13 protein-coding genes are annotated in these 22,670 nt (G+C 59.2%); 7 read left to right on the top strand and 6 right to left on the bottom strand.

Annotated elements, in window-relative coordinates:
* Nucleotides 1–503 precede the first annotated feature (503 nt).
* Nucleotides 504–1,472 (bottom strand): LysR family transcriptional regulator, encoded by a 969-nt coding sequence (locus KGA88_RS15770; protein ID WP_110662446.1) that lies wholly within the window; start codon nt 1,470–1,472, stop codon nt 504–506.
* 272 nt (nt 1,473–1,744) lie between these two features.
* Here KGA88_RS15770 and KGA88_RS15775 point away from each other — a divergent pair, with 272 nt between their 5' ends.
* The 4 genes from KGA88_RS15775 (at nt 1,745) to KGA88_RS15790 (ending at nt 6,655) form a co-directional block, all read left to right on the top strand.
* Nucleotides 1,745–3,244, top strand: coding sequence for an efflux transporter outer membrane subunit (locus KGA88_RS15775; RefSeq protein WP_110662445.1), 1,500 nt, complete (start codon nt 1,745–1,747; stop codon nt 3,242–3,244).
* A 140-nt stretch (nt 3,245–3,384) separates the two neighbouring features.
* On the top strand, nt 3,385–5,577 hold the full coding sequence (locus tag KGA88_RS15780) for an FUSC family protein (protein ID WP_223592429.1): 2,193 nt from the start codon (nt 3,385–3,387) through the stop codon (nt 5,575–5,577).
* Nucleotides 5,567–5,767: a DUF1656 domain-containing protein gene (locus tag KGA88_RS15785; RefSeq protein WP_007896379.1), complete on the top strand. Its 201-nt coding sequence runs from the start codon at nt 5,567–5,569 to the stop codon at nt 5,765–5,767. The genes KGA88_RS15780 and KGA88_RS15785 overlap by 11 nt, the downstream gene beginning before the upstream one ends.
* A gap of 24 nt (nt 5,768–5,791) precedes the next feature.
* Nucleotides 5,792–6,655, top strand: a complete 864-nt coding sequence (locus KGA88_RS15790) for an HlyD family secretion protein (protein WP_223592438.1) — start codon at nt 5,792–5,794, stop codon at nt 6,653–6,655.
* 151 nt (nt 6,656–6,806) lie between these two features.
* Here the strand turns inward: KGA88_RS15790 and KGA88_RS15795 are convergent, their stop codons facing one another.
* From KGA88_RS15795 to KGA88_RS15805, 3 genes are all read right to left on the bottom strand, one after another.
* Entirely contained in the window at nt 6,807–7,205 is a 399-nt protein-coding gene (locus KGA88_RS15795) for a DUF4440 domain-containing protein (protein WP_223592440.1), read from the bottom strand.
* Between the two features lie 118 nt (nt 7,206–7,323).
* Nucleotides 7,324–8,148 carry an SDR family oxidoreductase gene (locus KGA88_RS15800; RefSeq protein ID WP_223592442.1) on the bottom strand — a complete coding sequence of 275 codons (825 nt, stop codon included), beginning with the start codon at nt 8,146–8,148 and terminating at the stop codon, nt 7,324–7,326.
* A gap of 33 nt (nt 8,149–8,181) precedes the next feature.
* Nucleotides 8,182–8,646, bottom strand: a complete 465-nt coding sequence (locus KGA88_RS15805) for a multidrug transporter (protein ID WP_110663052.1) — start codon at nt 8,644–8,646, stop codon at nt 8,182–8,184.
* 166 nt (nt 8,647–8,812) lie between these two features.
* Here KGA88_RS15805 and KGA88_RS15810 point away from each other — a divergent pair, with 166 nt between their 5' ends.
* Genes KGA88_RS15810 through KGA88_RS15830 form a run of 3 tightly spaced genes read left to right on the top strand, consistent with a single transcriptional unit; the run spans nt 8,813 to nt 20,252 of the window.
* Nucleotides 8,813–12,742, top strand: a complete 3,930-nt coding sequence (locus KGA88_RS15810; protein ID WP_223592453.1) for a Tc toxin subunit A — start codon at nt 8,813–8,815, stop codon at nt 12,740–12,742.
* Between the two features lie 30 nt (nt 12,743–12,772).
* Nucleotides 12,773–17,554: a neuraminidase-like domain-containing protein gene (locus tag KGA88_RS31435; RefSeq protein ID WP_263296145.1), complete on the top strand. Its 4,782-nt coding sequence runs from the start codon at nt 12,773–12,775 to the stop codon at nt 17,552–17,554.
* A 43-nt stretch (nt 17,555–17,597) separates the two neighbouring features.
* Nucleotides 17,598–20,252, top strand: a complete 2,655-nt coding sequence (locus KGA88_RS15830) for an RHS repeat domain-containing protein (RefSeq protein WP_223592456.1) — start codon at nt 17,598–17,600, stop codon at nt 20,250–20,252.
* A 78-nt stretch (nt 20,253–20,330) separates the two neighbouring features.
* On the opposite strand, the gene KGA88_RS15835 is transcribed toward KGA88_RS15830, so the two are convergent.
* Nucleotides 20,331–21,782, bottom strand: coding sequence for a mannose-1-phosphate guanylyltransferase/mannose-6-phosphate isomerase (locus KGA88_RS15835; RefSeq protein WP_110659741.1), 1,452 nt, complete (start codon nt 21,780–21,782; stop codon nt 20,331–20,333).
* A 225-nt stretch (nt 21,783–22,007) separates the two neighbouring features.
* A complete protein-coding gene (locus KGA88_RS15840; RefSeq protein WP_223592458.1) occupies nt 22,008–22,664 on the bottom strand; it encodes an alginate O-acetyltransferase AlgF in 657 nt (218 codons plus the stop codon).
* Nucleotides 22,665–22,670: the final 6 nt, after the last annotated feature.

Below are 22,670 nucleotides of genomic sequence, written 5' to 3' on the forward strand. Positions count from 1 at the left end.
GTTAGGTCGCATCGATGAAAAGGATGCAAAGGAAGATTATGTGACGTTAAAGGTGATCAGAAGTAAGTGACCTGGTGTTACCTATGTGACTGAACTCTTCTGTTACCTATGTGGTTGATCCCTTCACCCCTGGCGTACGGCCCCTCGCTGAGGCTCGGGGTTCCTTCGCTCCGGTATTCATCCGGGGGCATCGCCCTCCGGTTGGCTTCGCTGGCACCTACATGCGATGAGTTCGACTGCGTCGAACGGCGCTGCGCGCCAATCCCCGGATGAACACCTCCACTCAGCCTTCCGAGGGGGCGGGTGGATCAAGATCAAGAGCTGCAGGCGAGCTAACGCTCGGCCTGATGAGTGGTGAGGGGCGTGGGTGTGTGCCGATCTGCCTTTGCTCTTCTGTGGGAGCGGGCTTGCTCGCGATGGACGACAACGATAACGCGGGAAACCTGATTCACCTCGGCGCCTCAGGTTTTTCGCGAGCAGGCTCGCTCCTACAGGTATGCGCGTCAATTCGCCACCCGAACCCCACCCAGACTCCCGCTCAGTTCATACGCCGCCAATTCCGCCTGATGCGCGGCCAGCAATTCCGGCAACGATCCGCGCAAATACTCGACCCAGGTCTTGATCTTCGCATCCAGGTACTGGCGCGAAGGGTAGATCGCATACAGATTCAGCTCCTGCGAGCGGTACTTGGGCATCACGCGCACCAGCGTGCCGCTGCGCAAGCCCTCTATCGCGGCGTACAGCGGCAGGACGCCAACGCCCATGCCGCTGATGATCGCGGATTTCATCGCGTCGGCGGAGTTCACCAGGAACGGTGAGCTGTTGATGGTGACCATTTCCTGGCCATCAGGGCCGTCGAAGGCCCATTTCTCCAGGGGTATCACCGGGCTGACCAGGCGCAGGCAGGCGTGGTTGAGCAGGTCGCTGGGCTTTTGTGCGCAGCCGTTGGCTTTGACGTAGGCCGGCGAGGCGCAAACGATGCTGTAGGTGATGCCCAGGCGCTGGGAGACGAAGCCCGAGTCCGGCAGTTCGCGGGCCAGGACGATGGACACGTCGTAGCCTTCGTCGAGCAGGTCCGGCACGCGGTTGGCCATGGTCAGGTCGAAGGTCACGTCCGGGTGGGTCTTGCGGTAGCGGGCGATGGCGTCGATCACGAAGTGCTGGCCGATGCCGGTCATGGTGTGCACTTTCAGCTGTCCGGCCGGGCGCGCGTGGGCGTCGCTGGCCTCGGCTTCGGCTTCTTCGACGTAGGCCAGGATCTGTTCGCAGCGCAACAGGTAGCGCTTGCCAGCTTCGGTCAGGGCAATGCGGCGGGTCGTTCGGTTGAGCAGGCGGGTTTGCAGGTGGGCTTCCAGGTTGGAGACCGCGCGCGAGACGTTGGCCGTGGTGGTGTCCAGTTGCACGGCGGCGGCGGTGAAGCTGCCGGCCTCGGCCACGTAACTGAAGGCGCGCATGTTTTGCAAAGTGTCCATGGGGTGCTCTCGGGTGCGATGGCAAATTGTGACACGAAGTTTCGGGGTCGGTGACCCCCTACCTACGGATTATCTCGTTAACGGTAACAAAGATTCACAGGAATCCCAGCTTATCGCCATCAAAGCCCACCCATAGAATTGCGTGGACTGTAGGAGCCGGCTTGCTGGCGATGGCATCGCTGCGGTCACCCAGATGCACCGCGGTGGCTGCATCGCCAGCAAGCCAGCTCCTACAAGATCTCGTTATCCCCCTATTTCAGGAAATCGCAGCAGTGCCGCGTCGCATCAGCAGAGCGCTTCAACCGCTCAGTGTTTTGGCTTTAACCCTGGCAATCAGCGGCTGCATCGGAACCGGAGGTATTGCCCCGCAGGGCAAGGCGCTGGAGGCCAATGCACTGGCTACCGACGAAGCGATCCAGAACGCCGCGCAAGATGCGCACTGGCCCACCGCGCAATGGTGGCAAGCCTATGGCGACCCACAATTGAATCGCTGGATCGACCTCGCCCTGCAAGGTAGCCCGAGCCTGGCCATGGCCGCTGCCCGGGTGCGTCAGGCCAGGTCCATGGCTGGCGTGGCCGAAGCCGCCGAGTCGCTGCAGATCAATGGGGATACGACCCTCAAACGCCACAACTGGCCGACCGACCAGTTCTACGGCCCGGGCGAGCTGGCCAACAGCACCACCTGGGACAACAACGCCGCGCTGGGCTTCAGTTATGCCCTCGACCTCTGGGGCCGCGAAAGCAATGCCACCGAGCGTGCCGTGGACATGGCCCACATGACCGTCGCCGAAGCCCGCCAGGCCCAGCTCGAATTGCAGGACAACATCGTCCGGGTCTACATCGAGTTGTCGTTGCATTACGCCCAGCGGGATATCGTCGAAGCGACCTTGCAGCAGCAACAGCAGATTCTCGAGCTGGCGCAAAAGCGCCTGAACGGTGGTATCGGCACCCATTTCGAGGTCAGCCAGGCCGAGACGCCGCTGCCGGAAACCCATCGCCAGATCGATGCCCTCGACGAAGAAATCGCCTTGAGCCGCAACCAGCTCGCTGCCCTCGCGGGTAAGGGCCCAGGGGAAGGCACGCAGTTGCAGCGGCCAACGCTGTCGCTGGGTGCGCCACTGAAACTGCCGTCTTCGCTGCCGGCGCAATTGCTCGGGCAGCGCCCGGACGTGGTCGCCAGCCGCTGGCAAGTGGCGGCGCAGGCGCGAGGTATCGATGTCGCCCATGCCGGGTTCTACCCGAACGTCGACCTGGTCGGCAGCCTCGGCTACATGGCCACCGGCGGTGGGGCCCTGGAGTTCCTGACCGGCAAGAAACTCAACTACAGCGTGGGTCCGGCGATTTCGTTGCCGATCTTCGATGGCGGGCGGTTGCGCTCGGAGTTGGGTGAAGCTTCGGCCGGTTATGACATCGCCGTGGCCAAGTACAACCAGACCCTGGTCAATGCGCTGAAAAACATCTCTGACCAATTGATCCGTCGCGAGTCCATGGACAAGCAGCAGGCGTTCGCCGCCGAGTCGGTGGCCACCGCGCAGAAGACTTACGACATCGCGATGATCGCCTACCAGCGCGGCCTGACCGACTACCTCAACGTGCTCAACGCCCAGACCCTGCTGTTCAAGCAGCAGCAAGTGCAGCAGCAGGTTCAGGCGGCACGCCTCAGTGCCCATGCCGAACTGGTGACGGCGTTGGGCGGTGGTCTCGGTGCCGGTAATGACGTGCCGACAGATCGCCAGACCCAAGTGCCAAAAACCCCGAGCCTTTTGCGTTGAACACTGCACCTGTGGGAGCGGGCTTGCTCGCGAAGGCGGTGTGTCAGACGACATTTATGCTGCCTGACACTCCCACTTCGCGAGCAAGCCCGCTCCCACAGGGTCCGAGTTTTGGCTGAATTTTCATTGAGCAGGATTTGATGACTCCCTTGCCCGCCCCTTTGCGCTGGCTGTATTCCCTGGAATGGCGCCGGGGATTCTTCGACTGGGCACGCAGCGATGGCGTGACCTGGGTCTACATTTTCAAGGTGCTGCTCGCCGCGTTCCTGACGCTATGGTTGGCCATGCGCCTGGAACTGCCGCAACCGCGCACGGCGATGATCACCGTGTTTATCGTCATGCAGCCGCAAAGCGGCCAGGTGTTCGCCAAGAGTTTTTATCGTTTTCTCGGCACCCTGGCCGGGTCGGCGGTGATGGTCGCGCTGATCGCCCTGTTTGCGCAGAACACTGAACTGTTCCTCGGTTCGCTGGCGATCTGGGTTGGTATCTGTACCGCCGGTGCCGCCCGCTGCCGCAACTTCCGCGCCTACGGTTTCGTACTCGCCGGGTACACCGCCGCGATGGTCGGTTTGCCCGCGCTGGCCCATCCGGAGGGTGCGTTCATGGCGGCGGTCTGGCGGGTGCTGGAGATCTCCCTGGGCATTCTCTGTTCGACCCTGATCAGTGCCGCCATCCTGCCGCAATCGGCGAGCGCGGCGATGCGCAATGCCTTGTATCAGCGCTTTGGCGTGTTCGCCCTGTTCGTCACCGACGGCCTGCGCGGTCGCAGTCAGCGCGAGGCGTTCGAGGCCGGCAACGTGCGCTTCATCGCCGAAGCCGTGGGCCTGGAGGGCTTGCGCAGTGTCACTGTTTTCGAGGACCCGCACATGCGTCGGCGCAATGGCCGGCTCAGTCGCCTGAACAGCGAGTTCATGGGCATCACCACGCGTTTCAACGCCGTGCACCAGTTACTCGAACGTCTGCGCAGCAGCGCGGCGGACCAGGTTGTAGCAGCGATCAAACCGGGATTGCAGGACCTCGCCGAGTTGCTCGACGGCTTCAGCGGTCGTGCCCTGACCAGTGCCGATGCGGCGCGCCTGGTCACGGTGCTGAGTGTCTACAAGGAAGGCTTGCCGACGCGGGTGCGCAGCCTGCGGGCAACGTTCCAGCAGAGCAACCCGAGCGATGCCGAACAACTGGATTTCCACACCGCCTACGAGCTGCTTTATCGCTTCGTCGACGACCTGCACGGTTATGCGCAGACCCACGCGTCCCTGGCCGATCACAGTCACGAACGGGAGCGCTGGGACGAGCCGTTCACCCCGCAAACCAACTGGATGGCCGCGGCGGCGTCGGGCATTCGCGCAGCGTTCATCCTGGTGGTGTTGGGTAGCTACTGGGTGGCAACCGCCTGGCCAAGTGGCGCGACCATGACCCTGATTGCCGCCGCGACCGTGGGCCTGTCCGCTGCTACTCCGAACCCGAAACGCATGGCCTTTCAGATGGCGTGCGGGACGTTGCTCGGGGCGCTGATTGGTTTCGTCGAGATGTTTTTCATTTTCCCGTGGATCGACGGATTCCCGTTGCTGTGCGTGATGCTCGCACCGGTGATCGTGCTTGGTTCGTTCCTGACATCGCGGCCGCAATACGTCGGTGTCGGCCTGGGTTTGCTGATCTTCTTCAGCACCGGTTCAGTGCCGGACAACCTCACGGTCTACAACCCCTACACCTTCATCAACGACTACATCGCCATGGTGCTCGGCATGCTGGTGTGCGCGGCGGCCGGGGCGATCATTCTGCCGCCCAACAGCCGCTGGCTGTGGCGCCGGCTGGAGCAGGACCTGCGCGGTCAGGTGGTGTACGCCATCAGCGGCAAGCTCAAAGGCCTGGCGTCGAGTTTCGAAAGCCGTACCCGCGATCTGGTGCATCAGGCCTACGGCTTCGCGGCAGGTCAACCGCAAGTGCAGCGGGGCCTGCTGCGCTGGATGTTCGTGGTGCTGGAGGTCGGCCACGCGATCATTGAGTTGCGCAAGGAGCAGGCGATTCTGCCGGTGCATCCGGCCTATGCCGAATCCCAGCCATGGCGGCAATCGATCCGGGTGATGGGGCGTGCACTGGTGCGGCTGTTCCTGCAACCGAACAGCAGCAATCTCGAACGCGCGCTGATCGCGGTCGATCACGCGATCAGTCGTGTGCAGTCCACCGACGAACCCTTCGCCCCGCATTTCGATACCTCGGCGTTGCGTCGGGTGAAGAGTTACCTGCACTTCATCCGCACCTCTCTGCTCGATCCGCAATCACCGCTCGCTGCCTTCGCCAACAGCCAGCCCCAAGGACTTGAACATGCCTCGTGAAATCGCCTTCCACGGCGTGTACATGCCGACCATGACCCTGATGTTTTTCATCGCGGCGGCGCTTGCCTGGGCGCTGGACCGATTCCTGTCCGGGTTCGACCTGTACCGTTTTTTCTGGCACCCGGCGTTGCTGCGCCTGAGCTTGTTTACCTGTCTGTTCGGCGCGTTGGCGCTGACTGTCTACCGTTGACTCTCTTTCACTGAGAATGTCCTGATGAAAAAGTTTTTCAGCCTGCTCGCGACCTTGCTGGTGCTGGCCCTCGCGCTGTGGATCGGCCGCTCCTTGTGGGAGCACTACATGAACACGCCATGGACCCGCGACGGTCGCGTGCGCGCCGACATCATCAACGTCGCCGCCGACGTCACCGGCGAAGTGGTGAACGTGCCGGTGCGGGACAACCAGTTGGTGAAGAAGGGCGATTTGCTGATGCAGATCGACCCCGAGCACTACCGTCTCGCGGTGAAGCAGGCGCAAAGCCTGGTGGCATCGCGCAAGGCAAACTGGGAGATGCGCAAGGTCAACGCCCATCGTCGCGCCGATATGGACAACCTGGTGATCTCCCGGGAAAACCGTGACGACGCCAGTAATCTCGCCGACTCGGCCCTGGCCGATTACCAGCAGGCCCAGGCACAACTGGAAGCTGCCGAGCTCAACCTCAAACGTACTGAAGTGCGCGCGGCGGTGGACGGCTACGTGACCAACCTCAACGTGCATCGCGGCGATTACGCGCGCATCGGCGAGGCGAAAATGGCCGTGGTCGACATGAACTCGTTCTGGGTCTACGGCTTCTTCGAAGAAACCAAGCTGCCCCATGTGCGCGTGGGTGATAAGGCCGACATGCAACTGATGAGCGGCGAAGTGCTCAAGGGCCACGTGGAAAGCATTTCTCGCGGCATCTACGACCGCGACAACCCGGAAAGCCGTGAACTGATCGCCGATGTAAACCCGACCTTTAACTGGGTTCGCTTGGCGCAACGGGTGCCGGTGCGCATTCACATCGATGAAGTGCCGGAGGGTGTGGTGTTGGCGGCGGGGATTACTTGTACGGTGGTGGTGAAGCAAGGTGATGGTGCATAACCGATAGATCGAGTCGCCTGCTTCGCGAGCAAGCCCGCTCCCACATTTGATCTCCTTCGTGTGCAAACTTTGAGTTCACTGAAGATCCAGTGTGGGAGCGGGCTTGCTCGCGAAGGGTACAACGCGGTCCGTCAGGCACGCATCGGGGCATTCACTCCTTGCAAAACGTCTCATGCAAATGCCGCCAGATCACCCGCCCATCCGCGTGCTTTTCGAACGCAACGGTCGAGCGCCGATCCGAGTGCAGCCCGGTCGCATCGGTCTGTTGCTCGCGGTAACTCACGGTTGCGCCACCGTCGTACAAGTCAATGCCACGCAACTCGCTGAGCTCGATGCGGAACCCGAGCTTCTTGCCGCCCGCCAGCGTGAACAATTCGTTCAGTGCGTCAAAGTCCAGCACCCGGCCGAGCGGCGAGATCATGGAGAATTGCGGCGAAAAACGGCTCAGCAGTTTTTCGAGTTCACACGCGTCGCGTTCCTCGGCCAGCCATTGTTCGATGGCCACGTGGGCCTGGATCACTTCGTCGAAGTATTCGGTGTAGTCGGTCATTTTTTTCCTGAATTTCCGTGGTGTCTGTTCTGACGCCTTCGCGAGCAAGCCCGCTCCCACAGGTCATGCGCAGATTCTGTGTGGGAGCGGGCTTGCTCGCGAAAGGGGCGAAGCGGTCTCAGAGCTGCCCACGCAACCCGAACCGCTTCATCAGCCCGGCTTCCAATAAGCCTTTCGGTAACAACCCTGCCAGCAGTGGCAACGCACGACTGCCATTGCCGAGACGAATCAGTCGCGGTGGCTTGTCCTGCTGCACAGCCTTGAGTAATCCAGCGGCAAATTCACTGGCCGGGGTCGGTTTGTCCTGTGACGCCCTGGCCCGTGCGCGAATGCCTTCGCGCAGCGGAAACCATGGGGATTGCTCGCTGATCAATTGCTCGGCTTCGTGGCCGGCATTCTTGGCAAAGCTGGAAGCGATAGCCCCCGGCTGCACTTCCATGACCCGCACACCGAACGGCGCCAGTTCCATGCGCAAGGCATCGCTCAAGGCATGCACGGCGGCTTTCGAGGCGCAGTAAGCACCGGCGAATGGCGTGACCAGAACACCGGACACACTACCGATATTCACCACCAGCCCCTTGGCCCGGCGCAGTACCGGGAACAGGGCGCGAGTAACGCCTATGACAGCGAACACATTGGTCTCGAACTGGCGCTGCATGGCCGGCACACCACCATCGAGCAGCGGCCCCATGGCACCGTAGCCCGCGTTGTTGATCAACACATCAAGGCCACCGGTTTGCTGGTTGATTCGCTCGCCCAAGGCTTCCAGCGCGGCGGCATCGTTGACATCCAGTTGCACGGCGGTGAAACCCGCGGCGGTGAGTGCCGCGACATCTTCGGCCTTGCGCGCGCTGGCCCAGACTTCATAGCCGGCGACCTTGAACGCATCGGCAAGGGCGCGGCCGATGCCGCTGGAACAACCGGTAATCAACGCAACGGGCATGGCGCATTCCTTGTGCAAAAAATGGGGGAGGGCTCAGTCGGAAAAACTACCCTGCAATCGCTCGGCGCGAAACTCCAGGGTTTCCGGACGGTAGCCAGGGCGCAGTGGCGGCAGCGGCAAGCAATCTTCCCAGTTGCCACCGGCCTGCAATTCGCCGGGACCACGATAACGCGGGGCAGTGTATTGATTGTCGGCCAGGTTCACCGTGTCGCCCGGAGCATACGCCGCGACCCGCCAGCGCAGCTCGGTCAGCGGCACGTCGTTGCCGTTGTTCATCGTCAGTTGCAACGGACGGTCTGCCGGGCAGTGTTGCGGCGCATAGCTGATGCGCAACTCCAGGCGTTGCAACTGCTTGAGTTCGCGGTGGTCCAGCCAGACGACCCAGGTGGCGACCAGGCCCAGCCCCACGGCGGCGGCCATGGACACGGGCAAGGCCTTGGCCGGATAGCGCAGCAACAGGATCAGCCAGGTGATGACCAGCAGGACGCCGATGAACATGGAGCGAAACCTCGCTAGCGATAAGAACTCATCTTATCCGGGCCGTGAGGGAAGCCAACGTAACCATCCGTCGGATATGGCGGCGAACCTGTTAAGTTTGACAGGTTCTTCCGCGCGCAAAAAGCCGTAGGTTGGGGAGCAATCCACTGGCCTGTCGGTGACTCCCATGCAAGACAAGAACAATCGGCTATTGCGTAACCTTGTTAGCGAAATCGCTGACAAGAGCAGTCAGCCGGGCAAGGTGAGTTTCATCACCGCCATGCAGCAAATGAGCATGACGCCGGTGTTTGACATTATCGGCCAGTCAAAGCCCCGGTTTGTCGAACGCTTGGGTGAGATCTGTGACGCGGACGGTGCGTTGGCCTATGACAATGCCATGTGTTATGCGGTCCAGATCGGTGGACTGTATCGTGAGCATCGAGTATCCAGTGGCAAGCCCCAGGACCTGACCCAACGTACGGGTGTTCGTGCCTTGGTGGACGTGGGCCCCAGTTACCCCAACCTGTTCAAGGAAAACTGGGATGAGTTCTGCAAGGTCGGCGCGATCGCGGCGATCGACTCGCCGGTGTCCTACCTCAGTTCGTTGTACCAATTTGCCACGCGTACGCTGGAAACTTCGGGGCAGGGTGACCGGCCGAAAATTTTACTGGGCAAGCGGCGGCCCGACATTGCAAGCCTGGTCATTGACCAGCAAAGCACCTTTACCCCCCGGCCAATGCTGGAGTTGGTCAACGGGATTCTGAAGGAAGATATTGAGCGTTACCGCAAAGGCAAACCTGATGAAAACAAGCCAGTGTATGAACTACTGGCTGAACGACGGTACCCGTTCATCTTTCCGTACCACTTTGCCCATCATCAATGCCGTCTTGGATTGGCAAAAAAAAAGCTTGGGTTGGGGGTGTTGAATTACCTGATCAGCCGTGAGGTGCCGGCGACTCAAGGTGATCGCAATGTCTATGGCGCGGTGCAGAATGCGTCGCTTGAGGCGCAACGGTTGTTGTCGGGATTGAGTCCGCAGCAACAACAGTTGTTGATCGAGCCGTCACTGTTTACCACGTTTTATCTGTCGAAGGCCGAGCTGGCGGCTGGTTGGAAAGGCCCGGGGACTTCTCACCTGAGGCCACATAAAGCGCTGGGCGTGGGCTTTTTACTGCTGCCGGGACAGGCCTCCATTAAGGATGTCGAGCCAGAGGCGCATTATTTGATCTCCAACCCTGGGTCAACCAACGTAGCAACCATCGTGTTTTCCAAGGCCGATAGCCCTGAAAAGTTGGAACTGGTTTCATTCAATTCAGGCACCCCTGCCCGTTCGGATCTATGGAGCCTCAATCATCTGCATCAGGCCTCGCCCGAGACAATGTGTCCGCGTATCAGTTGGGGGGGGAATGATTCGGCGGGATATCGTGCTTCATTCACTATCACAACCACCAGCGGCTCTGTAACGGCCCCCCTAGGCGTGGCAGCGCTCAGCGTAACCCTCATGTCGGATGAGATTCCTGTCTGGTCGGTCGAGCAGCAAGGTTTTTTCCAGAAACACTACGGTCTTGAGAGCAATTCGATACAACTCGATCAGTCGCTGATCGACCTCAAAACCTTCATGCAGCGGACCGGGCTGGACGCGCAGCAAGTCGAAGCAGTGTTATCGCAACGTACTCATTTTCCCCGTCTTTCCCCCAACTGCCCAAGCACCAATCCGCAATTCGGTTCGACGGGAATAGGGGCGCCATACCCCCATGCTTCCCACTTTGGCGCGTGTTACGTCAATGGCCACGGCTCGGATCGCTATGACAGTGTCACCCCTGCCACCGCTACATCGATCCGCAAGGATCAATTCGACAACTCAATGGGCCTCACAGAGGTCCCGGTGGGCGCTCGCAAAACCTGGCGCCTGACCAAAACTTCACCCAACCGCTTCGACCGCCTGCAGCGCATGATTCGCTTGCAACGCTGGCTGGACATTCCGTTTGCCGAGCTGGACACGCTGATCATCAGCGCCATCCGCAGCGAAGGCGAACACAACCTGACCATGGAGCTGAACCTCAATACCTTGCGGGCCTTGGGGGTCTATCGTTATCTCGCCCAACGATACAAGCTCGAGCCTCTGGAATTCGCCGCGTTTCTCCATGACCTCACGCCTTATGCGACCGGCGATGATGTACCGCTGTTTGACCAGGTCTTCAACGAGGTAACGCTGTTCGACGTGCCATTGGTGCTTGATCAACAGGTGTTCAATGCCAGGGGAACGGACGTCGCCTCAAAAAGAACCGTGGCACAACTGTGTGCCGGCCTCGGTTTGCAACCCTCGGAATTGTCGTTTTTGCGTCTGGCCGGTCAAACGCAGGAGCATGTCGGGCCACTGAAGCGCGATCTGGAGACGGTTTCATCCGTTTATCGTCAGGCGCGTGTCCCACAGATGTTTGGCCTGTCGGCGGAGGACGGCTGGGCCCTGATGGATTTGTTGGGGGGGCAGGACTATCAGCGGTTGTTGTGCACAGGGCGTTTGAGTCAGCAATTCGGGCAATCACTCAAGCCCATCTACATCAAGGCTGCGGGTGGTAGTCCAAGGATTGAAATCACCTTGGCGCTGGTTGTCGACCCTGTGGCTGCAGGAGACTCCTTGCGCTTGCTGCCGGGGTCAATGCTATCTGTGGAGATGGGCAGTGACTTTGCTCATACAGACAGCGCCCTTCGCGAGTTTACGTTTGAGTTTTCAGGGCCTGAGCCCAAAATTCAATGGTTTCTGACAAATGCAGACGACAGTCAGCTGACACTTGATCCCGTGGAGGTCGGGGGAAGCCTTTCATTGACTGGCAAAAAAATCATCAGGGCTGGCTGGGAGGCGATAAACAACTGGTCAGCAAAGCCGATTTCATACTTGCGTGTGAGGTGTGGGCAGCTCGGGGGACGCTTATTGGAGTTAGATGGTATTACCGAAGGCGAGGCTTTGACGACACCACCCGACATTCTCGACCTTTTAATGCAAATGGACTGGGCCGTGACCTGGCTCAAGGACAGCAAACAAAGCGTCGCCGATGTACGACGTTTACTGGGACTTGATCCGGGGGACTATCTGCCGCCCCAGGGCCTGATTGATCGCCTGGCGAAGTTGGCCCTCGACACCCGGGCCGCGGTCATCACCGATCAGCAGATCGAGGCATTGAACCTGCCAACCCATGAGGCGCCCGCCAAGGGGCGTGGCCCGGGAGACGACATCAACTGGCGCACGGTTTTGCTGCCGTTGCTCGATGAGCGAGGCATGGTCAAAGACTTGCCACTGGAGCTGATCGAAAACACCCAAGGGCAATTGTCGGCGGCGCTGGTGTTGGCGCTCAAGCCCCTGGGACTTGAGCCTGAGGCCAGGGCCCGGAGCCTGGAGAAACTGGGCACGCTGCTCCTGGTCGGTCATGACCGGCAACTGCGCCTGATCGAAGGACTGACTCAGGAAATGGTCAACTTGCCCATGGACCGCACCCAGGTTGTGGTGCGCTGGGCGGGGACTTCGGTCTACGAGTTGCTGTCGGCGGTGCTGCAAACCGATGCCGATGTCGGCATCTCGTCAATGGCCTCCCTGCTGGAGCAAATTCGCTCGATGCTGCGTCATGCAGAGGCGGCGCTGCACCTGCGCCTGGGCACCAGCGCCCTGCGTCTGTTTCTGGTCCATCCCGAGTGGCTGGGGGCCAAGGGCGGCACAGCGTTGTCATGGGCCAGTTTCTATCTGCTGGGCCGCTACAGCCAGTGGCTCGGCAGCCAGAGTCAGACTGAAGAAGCCTTGCTCGGCTACTTCATCGCGGCCAACCCGGCGAAGGTCCATCTCAAGAACAAGGCATTGCGTAGCGCGGTCAACGATGAATCAGCCGAGGCGTTGGCCAACCTGCTGGGTTGGTCCGTGCAAGAGGTCAGCCGATTGTTTCAAGAGTTGCCGCAAGGACGCGCCTGCTCCATGGACGAGGTGGACTGGATAGTGCGTTGCCAGGGCGCCAGCAAGGCCAGCGGGATGACGGCAGCGGATGTGTTGGCGGCTACTGCGCTGCATGCCGACAGTGCCCCTGCTGCCTGGCAAGCCGTCGGTGAAGCGGCGGTGGCCGCCAGTCGTTGAGTGATGTTTTTTCACTTTAAGGATCAAATCATGTCCAGCACCCTCGACAGTCAACTCAACGAAACCCTGCGCGATGCCCTGGTGGCCTACTACCTGGATGAACTGGTACCCAATGCTGCGGAATTTGTCGATAGCGGTTTGAGCGACAAAATCAAGACCGCCAACGACCTCTACGAATACAAACTGTTGGACGTGCAGGTCAGCCAGGCGGTGCCCAGCAGCCCGGTGGCGTCGGCGATTGCCAGCCTGCAGCAGTACATCAACGGCGCGTTGATGGGCATGGAACCGGGGTATGAAGTCAAGGTCATGGAAGGCCATCTGCTCACGCAGTGGCGCGAGATCAACAGCCAGTATCCGATCTGGGCGGCCAACCAGCAGTTGCGTTATTACCCGGAGGTGTACATCGACCCCTCATTGCGCATGAGCAAGTCGACCTACTTCCAGCAACTGGAAAACGACATCAACCAGAACAAGATTCACATCGACACGACTCAGGAAGCGGTGCTGAGCTATCTGGCCAGTTTCGAAGAAGTGGCCAACCTGACCATCATCAATGGCTACATCTCCACCGATGATTTCAAGAACGGCATGTACTACTTCATCGGCAAGTCCCGGGCCGAGAGCGTGTATTACTGGCGTTCGGTGGACATGTCCCAGCGTACCTACAAGGACATGAACGGCGCCAACCCTGACCGCCCCAAATTCGACTACCCGCAGCCGGGCGCCTGGTCGGATTGGCACAAGGCCAACCTGCCGATCTCGGCCAGTGCCATCGAGCGCACGATTCGGCCGGTGCTGTTCAACAACCGCTTGTTTGTGTTCTGGGTCGAGTGCATCGACAACAGCCCTCAGGCCGTGACGGTAGAACACGGCACGGCCCCGGAACCGGACAAGCCGCTGACTACGGTCAAGACCAATCCGATGTTGCGCCTGAACCTGGTCTACAAGAAATACGACGACAGTTGGAGCGTGCCGCAAACCATTATCGAGGCGTGGAGCGAGGCGCCACGGTTCAAGACCGAGGATCTGGATAAATGGGTTGAGAGTATCGCGGTACACGACAGCTCGACCTCGCCCGACTCGATGTTTGTGGCGATGTATGCCGGGTATACCGCTGGCGCTGCTCAGGATGGCGTACACGACCAGTATGATTTTTTGAAAACGGCGATGATTGACAAGAACTTCAATGTCACGGATTTGTTTCCAAGTCGGGGGTATGTGCCGAGTGTTGGAACCGCGGCGGATATAAAGGCGCCACATGTATTAAGGGTTGGGCGGATACTTGTCAATGATAATAATTCGCGGTTTCAGTTTAGGCTGCCGGCGTTTCAAATTGCATTGAAAACAGTCGAGGTGAGTTTGCCGAATACTGCAGGGGATGCATGGAATTTTCGAGGGTGGCAAACTAAGATTCACACTCCGCTCAAAAATGTTGATGTGAGATTTAATAGTTTTACACAATCTCTTGAATTTGATTCAAAAATATCCAGTAGTTTCTCTGGGGTGCCACTAGTCAATACGTGGTTGTTTTCATCGAACCATGGCTATAGCTGGAGATTAACGCTGATAACTTCGGGCGTTACAGGCTCTGCCCCATATGAGAGACTGCTTTCAGGTTCGAAATTTGAAATGATTAAAAGCATTCCGAATGCGCCTGCCGGGAAATATAGATTTAGCTTGGATACAGCGTGGATAGGTGGGGTACACTTTTCTAACGTTATAAGAGATAGAGCCGAGGTTGATTATTGTGAACTGCCAGCAATGCTTGATGGAGTCTCTGTTTCGCTTGTCGATAAGGTGGTTGAAAGAAAAGCGTTGGAGATTTTATCGGTTAGTCCGGAACTTATTTTTAGGGGGTGGATTGCTATTAATAGTTCTCATGATACTGAATACCGTTCAATAGAATTTCAAAAAGGAGCGACTTATTTTTTACAGAATCTCATTCTTAGACCGACAGATCTGAACAATTCTACCCCTGCTCATCCCGGCTACCATGCGCTGTATTACTCTTCGGCGCTTTTGGAGAGAAATCCACCCGATACGCAGACAATATCCATCGCCATCGATCCTGAAACGCTGCTACCGGACTGGAATGGCAATTGGCCTGTGGGTGTAAAAAAAATCCCACTGATACATGGCATCAAGGTTTTCAGCAGCGGCCAGGAAATGGGGCACGCGCTTAAACTCACCCTCGTTGAGCTTGAACTTGCCCCCCGAGTCACGACTCCACTGATCGCCCCTTACATCAACACCCGCCCCAGCCCAACCCTGGGCACTGCCGAGTTCATCGATTTCACCGGCTCGGGCATTGCTCGCAACGACGACAATAGCGCCGCGCGCCAACCCATCCGCATGAACACCCTGTTCGCCCGCGAGCTGATCAACAAGGCCAACATCGCCCTGGAAAACCTGTTGGACTGGGACACCCAGAACCTCGAAGAGCCGCCCTTGCAGCCACCGGCAGCGGTCAACCGCATGGACTTCCATGGTGCCAATGGCCTGTACTTCTGGGAATTGTTTCTGCACTTGCCATTCATGGTCAGCCAGCGCTTGAACCTGGAACAACAATTCGACGAGGCCGAGCAGTGGCTGGGTTTCATCTTCGACCCGGCACGCAAAAAAGCCAGCAACGGCCGCCCGGACTACTGGAACGTGCGGCCACTGATGGACGACCCGGTGGAGATGGATTACGCCAGCCGCAAACCCGATGACCCGGACGGTATCGCCAGCAGTCATCCCGTGCGTTACCGCAAGGCGATTTACCTGCACTACCTGAAAAACCTGCTGGACCGGGGCGATGCCGCCTACCGGCAATTGACCCCCGACAGCCTCGGCGAAGCCAAGCTGTGGTACGTGCGGGTTCTGGATCTGTTGGGGCCGCGCCCGGATATCAAATTGGTGGACCACTGGCTGCCCATCACCCTGAAAACCCTGAGTGATTCCATCAGCACCGAACTGCGCGCGTTTGAGCAGCGGCTGATCAGCCAGGACCAATTGCGTGCCGACAGCGCCGAGGCCAACGACGGTCAATCGCTTTATGTCTTTGCCGAGCCTGCGTTGTACTTGCGCACTTTTAGCCCTGACCCGACCCTGTTGGATCTGGACAGTGATTACTTGCGTCTGCCGATCAACCAGCATCTGGTGCGCACCTGGGACATCGCCGAGGCGCGGCTGGATAACCTGCGCAACAACCGCACCCTGGATGGCAAGCCCTTGATGTTGCCGTTGTTTGCCGCGCCGTTGAACCCACGCGACCTGCTGGCGGCCTACGGCCAGGGCGCAGCGTCCGGCGGTGCCGCGCGGCTGCTGGCCCAGGATGTGCCGCATTATCGTTTCAATGTCATGCACAACCGCGCCAGCAGTGCCGTGGAGACCCTGATCCAGTTCGGCAACACGCTGCTGTCGTTGATCGAGCGCAAGGAGCAGGCACAGCTCCACGAGCTGCAAGGCCAGCAAGCCTGGGAGTTCGCGCAGTTTGCCATTGAACTGCAGCGTCAGGCGCAAGTGATCGACGTCGAACAGCGCAAGGCCCTGGAGGCAAGCAAGGCAGTGGTGCAGGGGCGTCTGGACTTTTACACGCGGTTGGCGGAGGAGGTGGTGAACGTTGGTGAAATCGCTGGAGGAGGACTGCATTTGACAGGGCGTGTCGCGGAAGGAGTAGGCGCCGCCGCTAATACCGTTGCCGGTGGCCTGATCCTTCCGCCCAATGCGGCTGGGGGCGGCGGTGGTGGCATTGGAGGTGCGGCCTGGGGTGGTGGTGGCGTAGGATCGACGGGCGGCTGGCGTCTGGAGGGCGTACCGAAAATGGTCGCGACGGTCGCGTTCGGCCTGGCCGCTCTACAGCACGGTGTTGCCGAGGCGACGGACCGCACCGAGCAGTTTCGCCGCCGCCATCAGGAATGGAAGCAGGCTCGTGATCAGGCCCAGCTTGAAATACAGCAGATCGATGCGCAGTTGAAGGTGCTTGAACAACAGGCCCTGGCCACGACCGTGCAGTTGAACCAGGCGCACACCGCCCAGGAACAGGCATTGGCCAGTTATGAATTCCTGCGTACCCGCTTCAGCAACGCGCAGCTCTATCAGTGGCTCAACGGCCAGTTCGCGACCTTCTATTACCAGGCCTACGACGCCACGCTGGCGCTGTGTCTGGCCGCCGAAGCCTGTTGGCAGTTCGAAATCGCCGACTACACCAGCCGCTTCATCCAGGTCGGCGCCTGGAAGGACAGCTACCGTGGCCTGGGGGCGGGTGAATCATTGAAATTGCAGTTATTGAAAATGGAGTCGGCCTACATCACTCGCAACGAACGACTGCTGGAAATCACCAGGACCGTGTCCCTGCGTCAGCTCAAGGACCAGACCCCGGATTCCGAGATGAACCAGGACTGGCCCACCATTGAGTTGCGTTTGGAGGAGGAGGGTGACGTGGCATTCGAACTGACCAGGGCGATGTACGAAAGTGATTACCCGACGCACACGCTGCGGCGGATCAAACGCATCAGCGTGACCTTGCCGGTGACCCTGGGCCCGTATGAAGACATCTGCGCCACGCTGACGCAAACTTACAACGCCGTACAGATCGGTGACAGCCTCAAGGAAAACCTGCGGGCCAGTCAGCAAGTGGTGTTGTCCGGCGGTGTGGCGGATGACGGGTTGTTTGTCTTTGATTTCAACGATGAGCGTTACTTGCCCTTCGAGGGCACTGGGGCGATTTCCCGCTGGCTATTGCACTTTCCCAATCACGTACAGCAAGAGGCAATGATCAAGAGCCTGACCGACATCATTGTGCAGGTCCAGTACACGGCCAAGTCGTGAGCCCGGTGATGGTGACGATGAACGCGCAAGGTGGAGCCAGCCAGTGAACAGCCCATCGATTCACTGGCAGACTCCGCTGTTGAGTGTCCGCGACCCTCGTGCAATGACGGTGCGCAGGGTGCAGTTCTGGCGCGACACTCCTGGCTTGCCAGCACAGGCGCGCGTCAACCGTAGTGCCTTTGACAGTGCCGGCAGGGCGGTGGCCGAGTGGGACCCGCGTCTGGGAATGGAGCCATCGGCGCCTGCCAATCTGGCGACGATATACTCGCTGAGTGGCAAGGTGCTAAGCACTCTGAGCGTAGATGCGGGGCTGCGGGTCAGTCTGTTTGCAGAGGCTGGACAGGTCGTGCAGAGCTGGGATGGTCGGGGCGCTCAGCGTCGCGTTGAGTACGATGCTCTGTTGCGTACCGTGGCATTGTTTGAACAGGCACGCTCTACAGAGCGTTACGAATACGGCGCTGCGCAGCTTGCCTTTGCCGACCACAACCAATGCGGCCAATTGATTCGCCACGATGACCCGGCGGGGACGCGACACTTCAACGCGTTCGGGTTGACAGGCGCATTGCTTGAGCAGACGCAGCACTTTCTGCGAGACCTGGATTCACCGGATTGGCCAATGCCAATCAATGAGCGCAATGTGCTGCTTGAGCCGGGCGAGGGTGCCCACACCGTTTGGTGTTTCAATTCCCTGGATGACCGGTTGGAGCAAACCGATGCCCAAGGTAATCGCCAGCGTTTCAACCAAACCGTTGATGGCCAGTTGCGTGATAGTTGGTTACACCTGAAAAGCACGACCGAGCCCCGGCAAATGGTCCGCGCGATGGATTACAACGCCAACGGCCAGGTTGAACGTCAGATTTCAGGCAACGGCGTCATCAGTCTGTTCGACTACAGTCCCTCGGATGACCGGCTCATTCGCCTGCGGGCCTTGCGTGCCAACCACCAATCGCTGCAAGACCTGAGTTACCGTCACGACCCGGTGGGTAATATCCTCTGCATCAATGACAAGGGGTTGCCCATTCGTTATTTTGCCAATCAGCGTATCGAGCCGGTCAGCTGTTACGAGTACGACAGTCTGTCGCAATTGATCCGGGCTACCGGTTGGGAGGCCGGGAGTGCCAATCGCGGACCGTCCAAAATCGAAGACCCCAAAGCCGTCGCCAATTATCAGCAGACGTATCGTTACGATGCCGGCGGTAATTTGCTGGAACTGACTCATCAAGGGCCCCAACGACATGGCCGTGTTTTGACCGCAGCGAAATTCAGTAATCGTTGCTTGCTGGTACAGGATGGACGCCCGCCGACAGACGCTGAAATAGCAGGAGCGTTCGATGAAAGCGGCAATTTGTTGAGGCTGGAAAAAGGCCGGACACTGAGTTGGGACGTTCGCAATCAACTTCAACAGGTGTGCCCGGTAGAGCGCGAGTCGGAGCTCAACGACACGGAGCGGTACATCTACGGCGGTGGTGGCATGCGTCAACGCAAGATACGCTCGGCCCACACCCATGCACGCGCAGTCATCAGCGAAACCCGCTATTTTCCAGGGCTGGAAGTACGCCGCGTAGATGATGACATACTTCATGTCATCACTGCCCAAGCCGGGCGCACGACGGTGCAAGTGCTGAATTGGGAAAGTGCGCCGCCCAACAACTTGGCCAATGACCAATACCGCTACAACCTCGCCGACCATCTCGGCTCATGTGCTCTGGAATTGGACCACGAGGCCAAGGTCATCAGCCGTGAAACCTATCACCCGTTTGGCAGTACGGCGTTCAGTGAACGGGGAGATTCGAATGAGGTGAGTTATCGCACGTTGCGTTACTCGGGCAAGGAGCGGGATGCGACGGGGCTTTATTACTATGGGCTCAGATATTACATCCCGTGGTTGCAGCGTTGGACAACGGTTGACCCGGCGGGCATCGCTGATGGGCTCAACCTATATTGCATGGTCGCGAACCGCCCCCTGGTTTTTCGTGACGCTAATGGTCAAGTCCGAGGTTTGCCAGAGGGTGTAGTGGTGAAGGATGAGCGCGATCCTCGGCAGAATGTTGTAGGTGCTGATCAGGCCAACCCTGTCATAGCTAGGGAACTAGATTTACCCCCTGAAATGTCACACTCAGTGGAATCAACTGTGGGTACATCAATGGCCAATGCGTCTCTACCCCGATGGACTCCTTTGCAATACCTGGCGGCGCATAAGGACAGTCAGCGAACATTGGTCGTGGGATGTGGTGCCAGTCCGCAAAACGTGACCAGCATGGGTGGCATTCGAGGAGGTGCCTGTTCTTTGGGAAGCTCCCATGAGCATGACTTTACGGTGGATATCGATGCGGGAGCGAACGCGGACCTTACGGCTGACCTGGTCACTTACAGAGGCACAGATCTTGGTCGAGATGGGTTGCAGCAGTTTGACGTGATCAGTTTTGAGTATCTCTTCAGAGGACCGCGTAATCCATTTAAAAATGAGCACATTCAGGCCTGGATTCAAGCAGCCGATGCATTGTCGCGGCCAGGAGCCGAGGTTTTTTTCTTTAATGGCCATGCCCCGTACAGAGAGGTTGCGGCGCAAGAATTGAGGCGGCTGAGTTACTCAGTGAGGGAAGAAAGCAGCAATCCTGGAAACCGCCGCGGACACGTATTCGTTGTGGGTAAAAAACCAGGGAATTCTCTTTTCAGCAAAATCAGAAAATTGTTTTGATTGGAAAGAGCCCCCGTCCAGTTTACTGCGGATAGTGCACGCAGCAGACCGGACGGGGGCTTTTGTTTTGCTTGATGCTTACTGCGCGATAGTCTTCACCGAAACCCCACGCTCAACCGGCGTCGAGCGACCATAGATATCCTCAAACCGCTCGATATCGTCCTCACCCAGATAACTCCCCGACTGCACCTCGATGATCTCCAGCGGGATTTTCCCGGGGTTGCGCAGGCGATGCACCGAAGCGATCGGAATGTAGGTCGACTGGTTCTCGGTCAGCAGGAACACGTTCTCGTCACAGGTCACCTCGGCGGTGCCGCTGACCACGATCCAGTGTTCGGCGCGGTGGTGGTGCATTTGCAGCGACAGGCAGGCGCCCGGTTTGACCGAGATGTGCTTGACCTGGAAGCGCCCGCCCATGTCCACCGAGTCGTAGGAGCCCCACGGACGGTAGACCTCGCAGTGGTTCTGGGTTTCAGTGCGGCCCTGTTCGTTGAGGGTGTTGACCATCTGTTTCACGCCTTGGACCTTGTCCTTGTGGGCGATCATCATGGCGTCCTTGGTTTCGACCACGACGATGTTTTCCAGGCCGATCACCGACACCAGTTTGCCGTTGCCGTGGATCATGCAGTTTTTGCTGTCCTGGATCACCACGTCGCCTTTGGTGACGTTGCCGTTGGCGTCTTTTGCATTGACTTCCCACAGCGACGACCAGCAACCGACATCGCTCCAGCCGGCGGTCAACGGCACGACGCAGGCGCGTTGGGTTTTTTCCATCACCGAGTAGTCGATGGAGTTGTCCGGGCAGCAGGCGAAGGTGGCTTCGTCGAAGGTGATGGTGTCGGCGTCCTGGTGGCTGCGTTCCAGGGTCAGCAGGCAGGTGTCGTAGATGTCCGGATCGTGTTTTTTCAGCTCTTCGAGGAAACGGCTGGCGCGGAACAGGAACATGCCGCTGTTCCAGAAGTAACCGCCGGACTGGACGAACTCGGTGGCGCGCTTGACGTCGGGTTTTTCGACGAAGTGCGAGACGCGGCTGACGCCTTCAGGCAGCAGCGAGTCGTTGGTCGACTTGATGTAGCCATAGCCGGTTTCCGGCTTGGTGGCCGGCACGCCGAACAGCACCATTTCACCGTTTTCGGCGGCGACGGTGGCCAGGGCCAGGGCGCGCTGCAGAGCTTTCTGGTCCTCCAGTACGTGGTCGGCCGGCAGTACCAGCATCAGCTCGTCGCGACCTTCGTTGACCAGCATCATCGCGGTCAGGGCCACGGCCGGTGCGGTGTTGCGCCCGAACGGCTCCATCAGGATGCGCTGGGTTTCCAGTTTGCGTGCGCTCAACTGCTCGTTGACGATGAAGCGATGGTCCTTGTTGCAGACCACGATCGGCGTGTCCATGCCTTCGAACACCAGGCGTTCCAGGGTTTGCTGGAACAGGGTGTGTTCGCCGGTCAGGGCGAGGAACTGCTTAGGGAATTGTTTGCGGGAAAGCGGCCAAAGACGTGAGCCACTACCACCTGACAAGATCACCGGAATCATGTTGTTACTCCTTGAAAATCGATTGGTTAGAGCTACTGCGTTCTGTCGTTTCACTCTTGTTTTTGTTCCGTGTCCGGATTGACGCCTCGGTCCTCTGTAGGAGCGAGCCTGCTCGCGATGGACGTCAACGAAAACGCGTGCTGTCTGGATAAACGCGTTGCCCTGACGTTTTTCGCGAGCAGGCTCGCTCCTACAGGGGGGACATGTGTCAGTCCGGAAAATTTGTTAGCGCGTCGATACCGGGCGTTTCACCCAGACCGGCGACAGGCTGCTGCCGCTGCCGGTGACGTACAGCACCGCGGCTTCACCGCGTTCCAGGGCGACCGGTTTCACGTCGCCGACTTTGGTGGTGCCGTCATACAGCGCCAGGCTGACCTTCACCGGGTTGATTTCACGCTCGCCGCGACCCTTGGGCGCAACGTTCGGGACCACGTCGGTCTTGCCATCGGCGGTCTTCAGGGTCAGCGCCTTGTCGCTCAGGTTCTGTACGCGGACCAGGGACTTCTGCTTGTTCTTGAACGGCGGCTCTTCGATCAGTTGCGGTGCGCCGCTGGCGTTGTTGACCAGGGTGTAATAGTGGTCGCCGGCCAGTTTCACCGGCAGGCTCTGGCTACCGACCTTGGCGCTGTAGTCGCCGCCCGGCATGAAGCTGAAGTCACTGCTCGACAGTGGCGCGACATCGCTCAGGTTGGTGCTGCCGACGGTGGCGCTGACTTCGGCGTTGCTCGCGTTGTAGATGCGCACGAAGGTCGAGCCTTTCGGTGCGGTCGGGCCGTACAGGGCGGCGTCGCCACCGGCGAAGGCCTGCATCGAAAGCACGCTCATGCCCGCAACGAGGGCAAAGGTCTTGGCGAGACGACGAGGAGTAGTAGTGAAAGTCATGGTGTA

Origin of the sequence: Pseudomonas sp. A-R-19, from assembly GCF_019956575.1 — a bacterium.
Classification (GTDB): domain Bacteria; phylum Pseudomonadota; class Gammaproteobacteria; order Pseudomonadales; family Pseudomonadaceae; genus Aquipseudomonas.